The sequence below is a fragment of the uncultured Acetobacteroides sp. genome, assembly GCF_963667355.2.
Taxonomy (GTDB): domain Bacteria; phylum Bacteroidota; class Bacteroidia; order Bacteroidales; family ZOR0009; genus Acetobacteroides.
Genome location: NZ_OY763328.2, coordinates 640,566 through 656,344, shown reverse-complemented (window position 1 = coordinate 656,344; position 15,779 = coordinate 640,566). Strand labels below are relative to the sequence as shown.

Genomic DNA, 15,779 nt, shown 5'->3' with positions numbered 1-15,779 from the left:
TACAAATGAATATTTAAAGATTCGGTATGCGTATTAAAAAATACAGATGAATAATTAGAGATTCTATTTGTACAATGAAAAATACATTTGCAAATTTTATTGCAAAATGGTGGTGAAAAATACAACAATCAGAAAAAGCTCCGTTGCATCGGTGCTTGCCCTTCCGCTGGCTGCGCTAAGAATATTTGCTGGCGTTTTGCCCTTTTGTAGGCTGAAGGTAGGGGCGTCCGGCGATGCTTTTGCCTTTCCTACGACTGCGGAGGGGGAATTCCGTTTGGTTTCTGCCTTTTGATCTAAAGGGGAAAGGCTTTTCGTATGAATTTGATGCGGATGATGGATAATTTTTTTGAAGTTGCTTAGCTGTATTTGAAAAATCACTACCTTGCTACTGCTGTCCGAACTTCGATTAACGGTATTAACCTAAAGAAATTAGTACTATGGTCACAAAGCAACGCTATTATCATGGTAAGAGGGTGGAAAAGCAGCCGCTGAATACTACCGAACAGCTTGCGCGTATCTTTATAATCCTTTTGGGCCTAGGGTTGGCCATCGCGCTGGTGTACCTGCTTGTTGCTCGCTACTTCTAGCTGTTTGTAGTGGCAAAATGGAGCGAACTTCCCTTGCGAGGTTCGCTTTTTTTATGTGCCGATGCCGCTTGGCTACAGCGTCGCCACCATTCTGATGTAGGCTTCCACGTCGAACTTCGATCGGCATCCGTTGTAGATCATGTAGCGTATCTTTCCGAAGATGGGGCGCGGAAACCAGGCCCTGTCGTGCACCCCGCCGATGCTCCATGCAATGCCCGCATAGCCGTTGGGGTCGCGCCCGTCAATCGAGTACCTATCGTTTAGGAAGATGGCCGTAGCAAGCGCATCCTCTACCGAAGGAGTCCACTCCAAGATCTTTTTGGCCCAGTACATGCGCATGTAGCCGTGCATCTTTCCCCGCTTTACCAGCTCTTGCTGGGCGGCATTCCAGAGCGGGTCGTGCGTTAGCCCCTGCTCCAGCTGCTCTAGCGGGTAGCAGAACTCCCGAGGGTCGGTCCTGTGTAGGTCGATGTCCTTTTTGGCCCAGTAGGGGAAGCCGCCGACGCTATCGTACTTCGGGTTGTAGAAGCAGAAGTTATCGGACAGCTCGCGCCGGACGATGAACTCCTCCAGAAAGGCCTCGCTGGAGGGCGATGCCGCAGCTCTTCGGCTAACCTCCACGGCGATTCGCTGCGCCGATAACTGCCCGAAATGCAGGAATGGCGATAGGTTCGACTGCCCGTCGAGCGTCGGATTGTTCCTCCGTTCGCTGTAGCCATCGAGCTTCTGCTCTATAAAGCTGTCGAGTGCTCGCATGGCGCTGGCCTCTCCCGGCATCAGCCATCCGATAGGCTTTACGGATGAGTCTGCCTGAATGCTCGTCTCCACCTGTTGCCAGTTGGTAGGCTGCCTGTCTAACCTGCCAACGCCATTTTGCTCTTTTAGCGGAGGAAACTCAGTAAGGAAATCCTCAAGCGCCCGCTTTATCTTCGGGCGGATGGTGTAGGCCCCAAACTCCACCTTCTGCGACACCCAGCGGCACGGAACAATGTTGTGGGCATCTACCTCGTAGTGGGCTATGCCTTCCATTTGGTTGATGGCTTCAATCCAGTTCCGCTTTATGCGCAGCGGGTCAAAGTCGGAAACCACTAGGTTGATTTCATTTTCTATGATGTACTGCTCTAAGGCTCTTGTTGGATTGTTGTCGAGTATAAGCCTAAAGGGAATGTTTAGCACGGAAAGCCTCCGTTCTACCTCTTTTAATCCTTGTAGCATGAAGCTGTAGTGGCGCATGTTGGCTAAGGGGTAGGAGGAGGTGAGGGTAAAGACAACTTCTAGCGGGCAGCTGTGCAGTAGCGCCTGCTCTTGGGCGAATATCAGCGCCCAGTTGTCGCTAACCCGTTGGTCGCGGCTCATGCGGTAAACCACCTTCCTAATAGCGGAGCCGGTGGTTTTGTGCGTAATTACTCTTCGTGGATCTACATTCATGGTCTGCTAATTTACGAAAAAGGAAGAGCCTACCCTTTGAATATGGTAGGCCCTTTTTATGTAGGTCGATTAGGCATTGGTATGCATGCTAGGCTAATACTTAGGAAGCGGTGCGGAACCTTTTATGATGTCAATCAAGTCGATTTTGAAGATTATGCCTTGGTTGGGCTCTATTGCAGGAGCTCCCTTTTCACCGTATGCGAGTGTGCTTGGAATGTAAAGGATAAAGGTGTCTTTGGGCTTCATGAGCAGTATGCCTTCTTGTAGTCCAGGGATGATTTGGTTGAGCGGCATGCGTACAGGCTTTTCTGCTCCATAGGAAGAGTCCAGTATTTTCCCATCAATAAATTTGGCCTCGAAGTTTACCACGGCGGTATCGTTAATGGTCGGATTTAGGCCATCTGTAGGGCCGCTTGCTATTGCCTCGTATTGAAGGCCGCTGACTGTCGTTTTTACGTTGGGCTTTTTGGCATTTTCCTCGAAAAACGCCTTCATCTTAACCTCATTTTCTTTAGTTAAAACATCAATCCGTGCTTTCTCTTTTAGTTGAATTTGAGTTTGAAGTTTAGTAAGCAGGACGTTAATGGTGGTGTCGTTGTATAGGTTGATCTTATTTTTTACGTCGTTAAGCGCTTGCAGTACGAGCCCGTGGTTAAAATCTACCCGTAGGCTCTCCATACTTCTGGCTAAAACTACGCCATAGGCATACGAAGCGCTATCTATGAAGCTGCTGAATTTTGCTTGTTGGGCAGCGGGGCTGCTGTTAAGCGATGCTTGGGAAAAGCCAAAGCCTGATGAAAGCAAAATGGCGATTAAAGTGGTTGTAAAATTCTTCATGGGAATTGTTTAAAATTTGAATGACCATTAATAGTTATTTTAACCATCCATTGGGTGAAAAGTTTTAAATAGGCAAAAAAAGAAGCCTTGTAAGATGCAAGGCTTCCTGCTTCTAAATAAACCAAGGATTAATCCATTCGCTCGATCGCATGAGTATGTCGATGTACTGGGCACGAGTGTAGGCAAATGGATCTTTAAGGTTGACGTACGATAGCTTGCCTCTAACCTCATCGATGGTTTCGTAGCCTTTCATATTCATCCATGTTTCTGTTTCTGCAATCATACTTTTTACGTATTCAGGACCATTCTTGTATACCGCGCTTACTATCTGTACGGTATTTGCCCCGGCAAGGAACGTTTTAATTGCCTCTTCGGCGGTAACGATTCCGGTAGCTGCTGATAGCTGCGCATTAATTCGATTAAAGAGCAAGCCGCAGTAGCGTAGCGCTAGCCGCGAATCGTCGGAACGGCTAAATACGTACGATTGCTTCATGGCTTCGGCATCAATATCAATGTCGGGTTGGTACATCCTGTTGAAAAGCACGAATGCCTTTACGCCAAGCTTATCCATTCGCGAAATGACCTCAAGCGGATTGCCGTAGAATGGGCTCAGCTTTACGGCTATCGGGATGGTTATTTTGCTCGTCACCTCTTTCAGCACATCGAGTTGGGTGTTGATGATTTCGGCACCAGTAATCTCAAACTTGGAAGGGGAGGAGTAGAAGTTTAGTTCAAGGCCATCGATGCCAGTCTCCTGCATGCGCACTGCCCAGTCTACCCATGTGGCTGGCGTAATGCAGTTGAGGCTTCCGATTACGGGAATGCTTAGCTCGCTCTTTACCTTTTTCAACTTATGCAGGTGACCTCTAGGACCAGCATGGTGTAGTTCTGGAAATATGCGAACCATCTCGGGGTGGCGCTCGTTGTAGGCCTCCAAGTCGTTGTCTAGTTCGAGGCTCTCCAGTTCAATTTGTTCTTCGAAGAGCGTTTTGTAGACGATTGCACCTGCACCTGCTTCCTCCAACTTTTTCAATCGGTCAACGTTATCGCTCAAATTACTTGCCCCAATAATGAATGGACTTTTAAGGGATAAGCCCATGTAGCTTGTGCTTAAATTTGCCATGGCTGTCCTAATTATGATTTTACTTATTACGTGTTGTATTAGTGCTTGTAGAAGCTAACTCTTAAACGTATTTAATGGATGTCTTGTTCGGAATGCGTGGCTCTTATCCTATATTTGCAGGATTTTTTGAATATGGCTTTCTGGAATATTTCTACAGGTTTAATACGTTTTTCTAATGATTGATAAGCATTCTGAGTACGATTTAACGCCTCAGCGGAGGATTGTTATTGGAGTACAATTTCTTTTTGTGGCGTTTGGAGCGACAGTGCTGGTGCCGTTACTCGTTGGACTCGATCCCTCGGTGGCGCTATTTACAGCAGGTTTGGGAACTTTAATCTTTCAACTGATTACGAAAGGTAAAGTTCCCATTTTTTTGGGCAGCTCTTTCGCTTTTATTGCTCCCATACAAAAAGCCACAGCGCTTTATGGGTTGGCAGGGACATTAAGCGGAATGGCAGCAGTTGGCGTTATTTACGGCATTGTATCGGCACTAATAAAGTGGAGGGGAATAGGCCTAGTAAAGCGTCTTTTCCCCTCTGCTGTGTACGGGCCTGTGATTATTCTTATTGGAGTTTCGCTTGCACCAACGGGGGTAAAGATGGCGTCGTCTAACTGGCCAATTGCCTGTATTTCTCTGGCGGGTGCAATCGTTGCGCTAATGTACGGTAGAGGAATCCTTAAGTTAATCCCTGTTTTTATAGGAATTGTTGTCGGATATGTCGTTTCAATTTTCACCGGAAATGTTGATTTCTCGGTTATTGCTAACGCTCCATGGATTTCTATGCCAAAGTTTGTAACTCCAGAGTTTTCGATAGAGGCTGTTCTTTATCTGATTCCTGTAGCGTTGGCTCCAATTGTGGAGCACGTTGGCGATATCTACGCAATTAGCGCTGTTACCGGAAAGGATTTTGTAAAAGATCCCGGATTGCATAGAACCATGCTTGGTGATGGCGTTGCCTGTGCTGTTGCCGGATTTGTAGGAGGCCCTCCTGCTACAACTTATGCTGAGGTTACTGGGGCAATTGCACTGACCAAGGTTTTTGATCCCCGTGTTTTACAGATATCGGGTGTAACCGCTATTGCTTTTGCCTTCCTTGGTAAGATTAACGGTTTTCTTAAATCGATTCCGGAAGCAGTCCTAGGGGGGATTATGCTTATTCTTTTTGGTATCATTGCTACGATTGGTATCAAAACAATGATTGTTGATAAGCTAAACCTCTCGAAGTCGCGCAACCAAATTATAGTAGCCCTGATTCTTACTGTTGGAATTGGAGGTGTCGCAATGAAAATTGGTGAATTTGAACTTTCCGGCATCGGCTTAGCCGCAATCGTAGGAATTGTACTAAATTTGATCTTGCCCGATAGAGACAAGTAAAACTGTTAATATGACTTATCAGAAGGGCTGCCACAGGGTGGCCCTTTTGTATGAGGTGAAAAATGTGAATATGAATAGTACCGAACAAATTATTAAGCCTAGATCTAAATTTCCAACCATAACTCAGGCTTGGTATATTACGCTGATCTTTTTTGCTGTAACAATTGCAGTTTCAGGTATTCTTGCCCTTCTAATTAAAGATAGTAAGGATTTGACTTTATTTCTGGGGTATACAATTCCTTTTGTGATTATTGTTGTTATGGCCTTTCTTTTTCAAAAGCATGATTTTGAGGCTAAATTCACAACGCTTTTTAGAAAGTTCGATATTCAGATCGTTCCATTCCTGCTGCTTTTCGTTTTGGGATTTGGATATGCTAGTGATTATGTCACCAGCTTAATTCCGATACCCGATTTTATGAGGACGCTCTTTAGTCAGATGTTCTCTTTTAGTATCTGGGGCTTTGCCCTAGTTTGCATTGCCGCACCTTTACTTGAGGAGGTTTTGTGCCGAGGAATCTTTCTCCGTTCTTTTCTGGAAAACTATTCGGGAAAGAAGGCAATTTTATGGTCTGCAATAATCTTTGCCGCTATACATATGAATCCTTGGCAAGCAATTCCTGCTTTTATTATCGGATACTTTATGGGATGGCTTTTTTATAGGACGAAATCGCTGCTGCCTTCGATTGTTGTTCACTTCATAAACAACATTGTTGCGTATGTAGCGGCAGGCATGCTTGGGGACGATTTTGAAAATGGTAAGATGCTTAGCTGGCAGCTGAATCTGGCATTAGCTGTAGTTGGTGCACTTATTGCCCTCTTTAGCGTTTACAGAATCCGTAAAATTTTAGGGAAGGAAGTAGTGCAGCAGTAGGTGCTGTATGAAGATATAAAATAGAAAGGCCGCGATTGCGGCCTTTCTTATTCCATTAGTATTTATTCTTGATGTATTCGTCAATCGATTTTGCGGCAACTCTTCCTGCTCCCATTGCCAGAATTACGGTTGCGGCTCCGGTTACGGCATCACCGCCAGCAAATACGCCTTCTCGCGTTGTTTGTCCCTTTTCGTCGGCGATTAAGCACTGCCATTTGTTGAGTTCGAGCCCTGGGGTTGTTGTCGAAATTAGTGGGTTTGGCGATGTGCCAAGCGACATAATAACTACGTCAGTTTCGACTTCAAACTCAGAGTTTGACATTTCAATTGGGCGTCTACGACCAGAAGCATCGGGTTCGCCAAGCTCCATTTGGATGCACTTTATTGCTTTAACCCATCCTTTTTCATCTCCGATAATTTCGGTTGGATTGGTGAGCAGTTTAAACACGATACCTTCTTCTTCGGCATGGTGAACTTCTTCTACACGTGCAGGAAGTTCTGCTTTAGAACGACGGTAAACTATAGTAACATTAGCACCTAAGCGTGCTGCCGTACGGGCTGCATCCATTGCTACGTTACCACCTCCTACAACAACAACATTGCTTCCAACGAAAATGGGGGTGTCGTACGATTCGTCGTAGGCCTTCATTAGGTTATTTCTGGTCAAGAATTCGTTGGCTGACACTACACCGTTGAGGTTTTCTCCAGGAATGCTCATAAACTTGGGAAGACCAGCACCAGATCCTACGAATACGGCATGGTAGCCCTCTTCGTCAATTAACTCATCAATGGTCACTGTACGACCAATTACTACGTCGGTTTCTATCTTAACACCAAGTTTTCTAACATTCTCAATTTCTGCTTTTACAACCTTCTCTTTGGGTAAACGAAATTCCGGAATGCCATATTCTAACACGCCGCCAGGTTGATGTAGCGCTTCGAAGATCTTCACCTCGTAGCCCATTTTGGCAAGGTCGGTTGCACAGGCTAATCCTGCAGGGCCGCTACCTATAATCGCAACCTTAAATCCATTTGGAGCGGCAACTTCTGCGAGGTTTAGATGATTTTCGTTTGCGAAGTCGCCTACGAAACGTTCGAGTTTGCCAATTGCAACGGGTTCCGATTTTACTCCAAGTATGCAATCGCCTTCGCATTGCGACTCTTGTGGACAAACTCTACCACAAACGGCAGGTAAGCTACTGTCTACAGCAATAACTCTAGCCGCTTCTTCAAAGTTCCCTTTCACTACCTCCTTTATAAATGCAGGGATGTTTACAGAAACCGGACATGCTGCAATGCATTTGGGCTTTTTACAGTTGAGGCAGCGAGTCGCTTCAAGCATGGCCTCCTCTTTGTTATAGCCGTATGATACTTCTTCGAAGTTGTTTCTTCTGATATTGGGATCCTGCTCGCGGACAGGTACTCTTGGTATTTTGTTTGCCATGGTATTTTCTTCTATTATTTTTCGCATTGGCAGCTTTCGTCAGACTCCTTTTCTTGTTTGCGTAGCTTTTGCCCTTCTGCCGATTTGTACATTATTTGGCGGCGCATAGCCTCATCAAAATCTACAAGATGTCCATCAAACTCTGGCCCATCAACACAGGTGAAAAGTGTTTTGCCTCCTACCGATACGCGGCATGCTCCGCACATCCCTGTTCCATCAACCATTAGAGTATTTAGCGATACAATGGTTTTGATATCGTACTTTTTAGTAGTGAGCGCTACAAACTTCATCATAATCATAGGACCAATGGCTACAACTACATCGTATGTTTTCCCTTGATTCTCGATTAGGTCTGCAATAACGTTGGTAACAAGTCCTTTTGTTCCAAAAGAACCATCGTCGGTGGCTATGTACACATTTTTTGCAACAGCGCTCATTTCCTCGCAGAGTATGAGATTATCTTTGTTCTTTGCTCCAATAATCACATCAACATCAATTCCTTGCTGGTGTAACCATTTAACCTGAGGGTATACAGGTGCAGTGCCAACACCTCCAGCAACAAAAAGAATTTTTCTAGATTTTAATTGCTCTGGAGTTTCCTCAACAAATTCGCTTGGGCGTCCGAGTGGACCTACTACGTCAAGGAACGAATCTCCTTCTTCCTTAGCGCATATTAGGTTGGTTGATGCTCCTACAGTTTGCGTTACGATGGTTACAGTACCCTTGTTTATATCATAATCGCAAATTGTTAAAGGAATACGTTCGCCTTTTTCGTGCACTCTTACTATAAGAAATTGCCCTGGTTTTGCCGCTTTTGCAATTCGTGGCGCATAAACCTCCATGAGGTAGATGTTGGGGGCAAGCAATGATTTTTGGGTAATCTTGAACATGATTAGCGTTCAGGTTTATTGTTTTGTGAGTTACAAAGTTAATTTTTTAGGCATTCGAACAAATCTTTTTTGATAGTTTGGAATAACATTTTGTTATTAATAATGTGCAAACTGACAAATAGATATGCAACGATTTTTAGGATAAACTCTTTAACGCAGAATAGATAACCTTTTCACATACCCTCTGTTAGTAATATGAATTGGATCATTTTTTTGTGGTAGCACGTGATTGAGTGATCTATTGCATAAAAGACTCTCTAGATCATTAAGAGTTTTTTTGCTAACGATGAAGAGGAGAAGAATGTATGACTTTGGAAGTTAACTTGTTTCTATGAAAGAAAAAGAAGTTATTCTCATTGTCGGCGATGATGTTAGCACTATTGGTACACTAGAAGAATCGTTACGAAAGTTTGGGTACGATTGCTTTGTTGCATTATCAAGCGCTCAAGGCATACAAAAGGCGTTTGAGTGTACTCCAGATTTGATTATTTGTGTTCCAGAAAAGGAATGTTTTAAGTCGTTTGAGTTTTTTAATATTATAAAAGAGAGCAGTCATACATTTGATATTCCATTTATTGTTATCTCGGATAGCATTAGTATGGAGGATAGCCTCTTTGCCCTAGAACTTGGTGTTGATTTGGTTTTAGATAAACTTCCTAAGAACAGAAATTTACAACAGGTAATTGAGGCTAGGATAAAAACTCATCGTAGGCTGAAGAGGGAGTCGGAACGAATCTTTCTAAAATCCTTTGATCAGGTTTCTTATCCGATTGTCATTTACGATACAGATTTTAATATCGTAAATGCTAATAACTCTTTTTATAGCATTTTCAATAAAGATGGTAGCGGGTTTATTTGGGAAGTTGTTGGGATAGATAAGGATGCTTTTCAACATCTGTCCTATAAAATTTTTGCAAATAGCGAAAGTCGTGAAGAACTTAACCTCCGCATAAAGAAGAACGGCTCTTATGAGGAATATAATCTAGTATTATCTTCGCTAAATACGCTTTTTGCGAAGCGATCTGCTCTTATCGTTTTTCAAAAGGTTAATTCCTATGATCTGGTTGAAAATATTGATATTTCCAATTCCTTGGATGCTAAAGAATCATTGATAGATAGAAATCTATTCTTAATGGGGCAAAAAAGTGCACCTGATCCTGTATCTTACAGTGATGGGGGGATTACAAAACCTAATGAAATGAATTTTACAAAACGACAACTCGAAGTTCTAGAGTTGTCGATCTTAGGGTTGCCAATGAAGCAGATTGCTGATAAGTTGTGTATATCAGAGAAAACCGTTGAAAAGTATCGCTCTAACTTAATGGAAAAAACGGGGTCGAAAAATATTATAGAATTGGTGTTGTTTGCCATCAAGAATAAATACGTTCAGGTGTAACTAAGCAATGTGTAAAAAAGCAGGATTGAAAGTCTCTCTTTCAATCCTGCTTTTTATGTGCTTCGAAATTGCGACTTATTCTACAACGACCAAAATGGGAAGGTGCCGTTAGTAACCACTGAAGTTCTACCTCCATTATAGATGTCTGTTTTTAAAATGTCACCAATTGCAGTACCTAAGTTTGGTCTATTAACAAAGATAATTTGTCGATTGTCAGGTGCAAATCGAGGAAAAAGATCGTTGCTGCCATTCGATGTTGTTGTGCTTTCTCCACTAGATGTTAGGTCAACAGGGGCTGAACTGTCGGTCAATTTCTTCAAGAAAATGTGCGATTGTATTTTTTGTCCGGAAATGTCGAGTACTCCGCTAACATCTTGGCTATAGACTAAATACTTCCCATCTGGAGAAAAAGATGGAGATTCAAGCATTCCTGTTACCCCTCCAATAAGAAGCTGCATGTTGGTGCCGTCATTGTCCATCGTGTAAAATTCCGATTCGTATGGCATAGGACCAACTGTTCGTACCACAATCTTACCTGTCTCGGGGCACCAGTCTACGTTTGTGAATTGACGATTTGTTGGAGCTGTAGCAATTTGCCTGTTGTTAGTTCCATCGGTATTAATGGCATATAGACGATCCATGTAGGTATAAAGAATACTATTGCCATGGTTGTAGAATGAGTATCCGTTACCGATAGAGTAGGCTGACATGTTTGGGTAAGGCGATATTTTCATGACTCCTGTTCCATCGCGAAAAATCCCAAATACATAAGGTAGATTTTCGTAATAGGATGTAAAGAGTATTAGGTTTTGGTTCTTGTAAGCAACAGGTGCGAAGGCTGTTTTTTCATACTTTTCAGTAACAACCTCTTCGTAGCTCATGTCAGGGTCGGTTGCGATGATTTGATAGAGCCCGTTAGACGAGCTCCTCGAAAAAAAAACTGACATGGTGGGTTTTGTCATTGTGGTAAATGTCCAGGTTGTGCTGGTATCTACAACAGAGTTGTTATATACTGCGGCTACCTTCCAAGCATATTTAGTTGAAAATTTGAGCCCTTGTACAACAAGGGCAGTGTCAGTAATATCATTGAACACCTTCTCTATTTTGCTCCCCACTTCTTTAACGGTTACTTTGTAGGATATGGCATCGAGAGGTTCTTCTCGTACAATTTTCCACGATATGGTTATTTTCGGTTTTATATCTACAGCATTACTATCGGGTATAGAGCCGGAGAGGGTTATTGCTCCAATGGTTTTGGTTGCCTGCTGCATCGAAATGTTGGCAGTGGAGGTTACTCCTTTGCGAACTTCAAGTTGAGCCGAATAGGTAGTGTAGTTTGTCTTTTCAGCGTTAACAGTTACTGTTCCAATTTTTACATTATCAAGCGAATATTCGCCTTTGTCGTTAGTAACAGCAGTAGAACTACCTGGATTGGTTGATACTGTAACCCCTTTAAGTGGAGTCTGGGTCTTTCCATCGGTAACTACCCCTTTGATACTCCCATATTCACTAACAGGGAATGGGTCTTTTTCGCATGAAATTGCTATAACAACCGCAAAAGATAGCAGTAGTATTGTCGATAATATCTTGTTTCTTGTTCTCATCTTTTTTTAATTAAGTGGTTTAAAAATTAGAAGTGGTAGAAAAAGCCCAATTTTGCGCCCCAATACTTATCATTCATATCTCCATTTTTAACGCCGTCAATTTCATCGGTAAGCATGTAGCTATACATGCCTGTGAAGTTAAGGCTGAAGTTCTTGTTGAGGCGGTACTTAAAGCCAAGTTCTGCACCAATGTAGGGGAATACGTTGGTATTGCTACGGACGTTATTCGATTTTGCAGTAATGCAAGTCCCTCCTTTTAGAACAAAGATTGGAGTTCCTTTATGGTACGGGAACATAGAGAACTTTAAGTCGGCAGAAGCATCGAAGAACTGGTGCGAAAAACCGTTCTTTATATAGCTGTAGCGGTAGCCAAAATTCTGACCAAATGAAAGAACTTTTGATAGGGCAATGTCTGAGCTTATGAATGCAAATGGTTGATAGTTGCTATATGCATAATCTCCATTATACTGTTCTACTCCAGCAGATGCTCCTATACTGAACTGCCCTGCTACTTGTTGTGGGTTGGTTGCTGTGTTCCCGTATACATCAATGTCGTCATTCATTGAACTCTCCTTTGCGTAGGTTACAATCGGTGCACTTAAGGTGTCCTTCGCATTTTGAAGCTGCCAGTACTTCTCCTTGACACCCTCAATAACGAGAGATTGTACTGCTTTTTCTATGGCTTCGGTAATACATAGCTCCGATGGTTCGTTGTAGGTAAAGCCGGTTTCTGCCTCTAGCAGCTTAGTTAAGCTTACATAGCGGTATACATTAGCCTTAATCTCCTGCGACAAGATGGTCTTAGAGGTGTATACCGTTTTTAGAACAGCTCCACTTGATGTAGATACAGCTCTAAGGTAAATGGTTACCCTGTCCATCCGATATTGGGTATTACCACCAATACCAAAGTAGCGAACTCCCAAACCTCCGGTGAGCAGGTTGGTTTCGTAGGAGATAATACCTCCTTCTAATAGGACTCCTGCAAATAGGAGAGGAGGGAGGTCTGATTCTTTACCTTCGAATTGAGCTCTGCTCGATCGAATTATTTTACGCTCGTTTAGCAGGTTGTTGATGTTCTCACGCTCAATTGGCATAAACCAACCTGATTGCTCCAACGCACGGATAAGTATGGTTGTAGCTCCCTGTGTTACGGCAGTAGACCACGACCCACCTGATTCAGACATCTTGTATTGCCCAGTTTGGTCTCTAAATTTATACACTGCTGCCACTACTTTCTCCTTTGGTGGAGGGAGTTGGCTGAGTGTTTTTTTCATTGGGGTTTCGGGGCCCAGCCTTGCTCTCTCAGGTTTGTAGGGCTGGCTTGTGTAGTTGCCGCAACTTGCGATAAATGCTAAGGCAGCAACTCCAATTAATAGCCTAATTTTTGTTGTGGTTTGCATTGCTGTTCTGTTGATAATTAGTAATTGGGAACTGTTACTTGTGTTTGATTTCCCGTAGAATTGTCAAAAATGGTAACTGTTACACCTCCCGAACCAGAGCCAATGTTGATGCGATACTTTCCAATGTTGTATACTCCTTCTTTTAGTTTGTTGTCCGTTCCAAACTGTTTTTGAATAATAGCATTGGACAACGAATAAAGAATTTGGTTGTTGAGGTTTTTGGCAAACTCATCCAATTCCGAATCGGATTTATCGGTTGTGGAAGCCTCCTTTTGCTTGTAGTCCGACTGCACTTGGGCAGACTGCATAAGCCAGCTCGCATTTAGCGGGCTTCCTCCAAACGAAGGGTTGATGAACGAAAACGTCAACTGTTGGGCTAATGCGCTACTTGCTGCCGATGACAGAAATACAAGTAACAATACAACTTTTAGTGTTTTCATACTTTGACTATTTAAAAAATTCCGGATCCTGTTTGTTCTTTGTTGATTAACTCCAGGAGTATCTGGTTATAGTTGACTATAAAATCTGCGGCTAACTCTACAGCTTCGTAGGCTGTCTCCTCAATTAAATCTCGTTTGGGTTGTAGGTAGTTGCCGTATATCTCCATGTCGTTAATGGTTACTTTTATTATAGTTGATGTTCCAAGACCTGGTGTTTCGTCGATTACAATGGAGTAATCCATGACATTCTCGGGCAGTACTAGGTTTTGGATAAACAAGTCATAAAAGTCTCGTCCTGCTCTTGTCTTGGTTTGATCCATTACAAAACCACCTGTAATTTCTTCAAATGAGGCTTTGCCATTTTTGCCGTTGCTTATTTTGCCTACCAATTCTTCGAGTATCGCTTGAGTTTTAGCATCTTTCTTGGTAGTGTCGGTTTGAGCAAATAGGGGAGTGCTCAATGCAGACAGAAGTAGAAATGCCGTAAATGCTAAAACCTTCATATTGCTTTGTTTTTTGAGTTTTACCTTACTAACCTATGGTTAAACGATTAGGTTTAAAAAATGGCTTCTTTTAACAAAACTCTAGCTTTTAAAGTAAAATCCATGGTAGTTGTCGCAACAACCATGGCTCTAAGAATTAGGATAATGGTTTGTCCTATTAAGAGGATGTTGTATGAACTTCTATGTGGCCTTGCTACGAATTAACGTGCTGTCTTTCTAAATTCAGGGATGGATTATCTCTTTGCTCGAGATATTCCAAGTAACCTTTTCCTTATAATATTTGTACCACTATTGCCTTAATTATATGTTTGTTAGTTGCCTTGTTTTTAATATAGATATGCTCGTCTTTATTCATTAGAAAACCCCAGCAGTATTTTACTATACTATTGCTGGGGTTTTTGTTCAAAGGCTAATTTTATTTGGCCTTATTGTTTGGAAGTTACTGAGAATACCATATTAATGATGGTGGCGGAAATCGCTTTGGTAGATCATTCCGAAGTTGAAAGCGCCTTTTTGGGATACAGAGATTACGCCATTGGAACTCTCGCTTTCGATGCTAAGCCTGTTGGCAAAGCCTTCTTGAGTAATCTTTAAACTTTCTCCTTTAAATTCAGCAGGACCTGAAGCGTAAGGGCTAAATGGACTGTAGTATTTAGCAACTACGTTTCCTGTGCCTTTTTGAGTTATGTCAACATCTGGTTTTTCGTTACTCTTCCCCTTAACATATAACCAAATCAAGTTGTATTTCCCATTTTGGCTAAGATCTACATCACCACCTTTTTGAGATAGGTAGATAACGTTAAAGTTGGGGTGTGCTTGGTGTGGTTGACCATTCAAACCATCTAGGTGATGATGTTCTTCTACATCTTGCCTAATGGTTGTTTTACCACCTCTTAATACGCCGATAGAGTAGAATGCATCTCCGTATCCATCTTGGGTAACATTAAGTATTTCGTCGTTTCCAACTTCTAGTGGACCATATATAACGCTGGTATTGTTGTCCTGTTGGTAGTTGTGTTGAGGAGCTCCTGTAATCCCTGGATTGTGAACGTATCTGAGACCACCAACAAAATTATACATGCCTCCTTGCTTAATATTTAAGTAGCTATTGCCAAACTGAGAAGCAGAAGCTATGTTATGGTTGCCTGTTTGGGTAATTTCACCATAAGGTTGCTTGTGATGATCCTTGTCGGCTACAAAATTTGGGTGATGCTGGTCGAAGCGAACCTGCATTAAGTTTGCGTAGTTGCCATGGCCGAGTTGGTTGATTTCACCTTCGTTACCACTGCCTATTTGACAAATAAAAGCAACGTTCCTAAAGCTGAGCTTTTGTTGTGGTGCGCCATTTGTTGTTAGTGGAAAATGGTGATCATCTAGTATACCTTGGTTAATGGTAGCAGTGTTACCTGTGCCATACTGGTAGATGAACCCCCACTGCATCCATCCTTCCTGATTTAGATTGGCAGTATTGTCATTGTTTGGCTTTGGCCCTGGGCCTGGTTTTCCGTCTTGGGCACTTACTCCAATTGCAAGCATTGCAAGCACTGCAATAATTCCTAACTTTTTCATGACTCTTGATTTTTGGTTTGACATTTAAACTTTGTTTCAAACTGACAAGAGCAAAGGTATCTCACAGCCAACGGTTGCTTCAATTAGGATTTTCCATACTCTTTTGCGCTTGTTTGTTTTCCTTTTATAATGCTCTCCTAAAATTTTTTTACGTCTGCTAATTTTAAATTCGTAAGCGTTCGTTTGTATTCTATTTGTAGGCTACGTTAAGGTTTAGCTCCGGTTTTGTTATCGAATTTGTAGCTGCTATAAGTTCTTATTCCATCGTTTTCCCTTCAAAAATTCAGATTTCTTAAAAGGCTATGGGGGAAT

At 42.5% G+C, this 15,779-nt stretch carries 15 protein-coding genes; 4 read left to right on the top strand and 11 right to left on the bottom strand.

The genetic code is table 11. From position 1 onward, the window contains the following. Window positions 1-96 precede the first annotated feature (96 nt). A complete protein-coding gene (locus ACHZA1_RS02745) occupies window positions 97-378 on the bottom strand; it encodes a hypothetical protein (RefSeq protein WP_320053711.1) in 282 nt (93 codons plus the stop codon). A 59-nt stretch (window positions 379-437) separates the two neighbouring features. On the opposite strand from ACHZA1_RS02745, the gene ACHZA1_RS02740 reads away from it, so the two are divergent. After that, complete coding sequence (locus tag ACHZA1_RS02740; RefSeq protein WP_320053710.1) at window positions 438-587, top strand: hypothetical protein; 150 nt, start codon at window positions 438-440, stop codon at window positions 585-587. Window positions 588-659: 72 nt separating this feature from the next. Here the strand turns inward: ACHZA1_RS02740 and ACHZA1_RS02735 are convergent, their stop codons facing one another. The 3 genes from ACHZA1_RS02735 to ACHZA1_RS02725 all read right to left on the bottom strand — a co-directional run bounded on the left by ACHZA1_RS02735 (window position 660) and on the right by ACHZA1_RS02725 (window position 3,975). After that, window positions 660-2,015, bottom strand: coding sequence for a deoxyribodipyrimidine photo-lyase (locus tag ACHZA1_RS02735; RefSeq protein WP_320053709.1), 1,356 nt, complete (start codon window positions 2,013-2,015; stop codon window positions 660-662). 93 nt (window positions 2,016-2,108) lie between these two features. After that, window positions 2,109-2,852 carry an FKBP-type peptidyl-prolyl cis-trans isomerase gene (locus ACHZA1_RS02730; RefSeq protein WP_320053708.1) on the bottom strand — a complete coding sequence of 248 codons (744 nt, stop codon included), beginning with the start codon at window positions 2,850-2,852 and terminating at the stop codon, window positions 2,109-2,111. A gap of 112 nt (window positions 2,853-2,964) precedes the next feature. Further along, a complete protein-coding gene (locus ACHZA1_RS02725; RefSeq protein WP_320053707.1) occupies window positions 2,965-3,975 on the bottom strand; it encodes a dihydroorotate dehydrogenase-like protein in 1,011 nt (336 codons plus the stop codon). Between the two features lie 175 nt (window positions 3,976-4,150). Here ACHZA1_RS02725 and ACHZA1_RS02720 point away from each other — a divergent pair, with 175 nt between their 5' ends. Both ACHZA1_RS02720 and ACHZA1_RS02715 read left to right on the top strand, forming a co-directional pair. Next, complete coding sequence (locus ACHZA1_RS02720; protein ID WP_320053706.1) at window positions 4,151-5,350, top strand: uracil-xanthine permease family protein; 1,200 nt, start codon at window positions 4,151-4,153, stop codon at window positions 5,348-5,350. A 10-nt stretch (window positions 5,351-5,360) separates the two neighbouring features. Beyond that, complete coding sequence (locus tag ACHZA1_RS02715; protein WP_320053705.1) at window positions 5,361-6,221, top strand: type II CAAX endopeptidase family protein; 861 nt, start codon at window positions 5,361-5,363, stop codon at window positions 6,219-6,221. A gap of 55 nt (window positions 6,222-6,276) precedes the next feature. Here the strand turns inward: ACHZA1_RS02715 and gltA are convergent, their stop codons facing one another. Next, on the bottom strand, window positions 6,277-7,665 hold the full coding sequence (gene gltA, locus ACHZA1_RS02710; RefSeq protein ID WP_320053704.1) for an NADPH-dependent glutamate synthase: 1,389 nt from the start codon (window positions 7,663-7,665) through the stop codon (window positions 6,277-6,279). 14 nt (window positions 7,666-7,679) lie between these two features. Beyond that, window positions 7,680-8,555, bottom strand: a complete 876-nt coding sequence (locus ACHZA1_RS02705) for a sulfide/dihydroorotate dehydrogenase-like FAD/NAD-binding protein (protein ID WP_320053703.1) — start codon at window positions 8,553-8,555, stop codon at window positions 7,680-7,682. Between the two features lie 331 nt (window positions 8,556-8,886). On the opposite strand from ACHZA1_RS02705, the gene ACHZA1_RS02700 reads away from it, so the two are divergent. Next, window positions 8,887-9,951: a LuxR C-terminal-related transcriptional regulator gene (locus ACHZA1_RS02700; protein WP_320053702.1), complete on the top strand. Its 1,065-nt coding sequence runs from the start codon at window positions 8,887-8,889 to the stop codon at window positions 9,949-9,951. Window positions 9,952-10,031: 80 nt separating this feature from the next. On the opposite strand, the gene ACHZA1_RS02695 is transcribed toward ACHZA1_RS02700, so the two are convergent. The 5 genes from ACHZA1_RS02695 to ACHZA1_RS02675 form a co-directional block, all read right to left on the bottom strand. Next, window positions 10,032-11,555: a carboxypeptidase regulatory-like domain-containing protein gene (locus tag ACHZA1_RS02695; RefSeq protein ID WP_320053701.1), complete on the bottom strand. Its 1,524-nt coding sequence runs from the start codon at window positions 11,553-11,555 to the stop codon at window positions 10,032-10,034. A gap of 26 nt (window positions 11,556-11,581) precedes the next feature. Continuing rightward, the gene (locus ACHZA1_RS02690; protein WP_320053700.1) at window positions 11,582-12,829 is read right to left on the bottom strand and encodes a CsgG/HfaB family protein; all 1,248 of its coding nucleotides are present in this window, start codon (window positions 12,827-12,829) and stop codon (window positions 11,582-11,584) included. A gap of 143 nt (window positions 12,830-12,972) precedes the next feature. Beyond that, window positions 12,973-13,395: a curli assembly protein CsgF gene (locus tag ACHZA1_RS02685; protein ID WP_320053699.1), complete on the bottom strand. Its 423-nt coding sequence runs from the start codon at window positions 13,393-13,395 to the stop codon at window positions 12,973-12,975. Between the two features lie 11 nt (window positions 13,396-13,406). Beyond that, window positions 13,407-13,898, bottom strand: a complete 492-nt coding sequence (locus ACHZA1_RS02680; protein WP_320053698.1) for a CsgE family curli-type amyloid fiber assembly protein — start codon at window positions 13,896-13,898, stop codon at window positions 13,407-13,409. Window positions 13,899-14,354: 456 nt separating this feature from the next. Continuing rightward, window positions 14,355-15,467, bottom strand: a complete 1,113-nt coding sequence (locus tag ACHZA1_RS02675) for a curlin repeat-containing protein (protein ID WP_320053697.1) — start codon at window positions 15,465-15,467, stop codon at window positions 14,355-14,357. Window positions 15,468-15,779 lie beyond the last annotated feature (312 nt).

Bases quoted from the DNA above. Each gene is read 5' to 3' on its own strand.
- ACHZA1_RS02740 (WP_320053710.1), top strand. From the start codon at position 438: ATGGTCACAAAGCAACGCTATTATCATGGTAAGAGGGTGGAAAAGCAG.
- ACHZA1_RS02735 (WP_320053709.1), bottom strand. From the start codon at position 2,015: ATGAATGTAGATCCACGAAGAGTAATTACGCACAAAACCACCGGCTCC.
- ACHZA1_RS02730 (WP_320053708.1), bottom strand. From the start codon at position 2,852: ATGAAGAATTTTACAACCACTTTAATCGCCATTTTGCTTTCATCAGGC.
- ACHZA1_RS02725 (WP_320053707.1), bottom strand. From the start codon at position 3,975: ATGGCAAATTTAAGCACAAGCTACATGGGCTTATCCCTTAAAAGTCCA.
- ACHZA1_RS02720 (WP_320053706.1), top strand. From the start codon at position 4,151: ATGATTGATAAGCATTCTGAGTACGATTTAACGCCTCAGCGGAGGATT.
- ACHZA1_RS02715 (WP_320053705.1), top strand. From the start codon at position 5,361: ATGACTTATCAGAAGGGCTGCCACAGGGTGGCCCTTTTGTATGAGGTG.
- gltA (WP_320053704.1), bottom strand. From the start codon at position 7,665: ATGGCAAACAAAATACCAAGAGTACCTGTCCGCGAGCAGGATCCCAAT.
- ACHZA1_RS02705 (WP_320053703.1), bottom strand. From the start codon at position 8,555: ATGTTCAAGATTACCCAAAAATCATTGCTTGCCCCCAACATCTACCTC.
- ACHZA1_RS02700 (WP_320053702.1), top strand. From the start codon at position 8,887: ATGAAAGAAAAAGAAGTTATTCTCATTGTCGGCGATGATGTTAGCACT.
- ACHZA1_RS02695 (WP_320053701.1), bottom strand. From the start codon at position 11,555: ATGAGAACAAGAAACAAGATATTATCGACAATACTACTGCTATCTTTT.
- ACHZA1_RS02690 (WP_320053700.1), bottom strand. From the start codon at position 12,829: ATGAAAAAAACACTCAGCCAACTCCCTCCACCAAAGGAGAAAGTAGTG.
- ACHZA1_RS02685 (WP_320053699.1), bottom strand. From the start codon at position 13,395: ATGAAAACACTAAAAGTTGTATTGTTACTTGTATTTCTGTCATCGGCA.
- ACHZA1_RS02680 (WP_320053698.1), bottom strand. From the start codon at position 13,898: ATGAAGGTTTTAGCATTTACGGCATTTCTACTTCTGTCTGCATTGAGC.
- ACHZA1_RS02675 (WP_320053697.1), bottom strand. From the start codon at position 15,467: ATGAAAAAGTTAGGAATTATTGCAGTGCTTGCAATGCTTGCAATTGGA.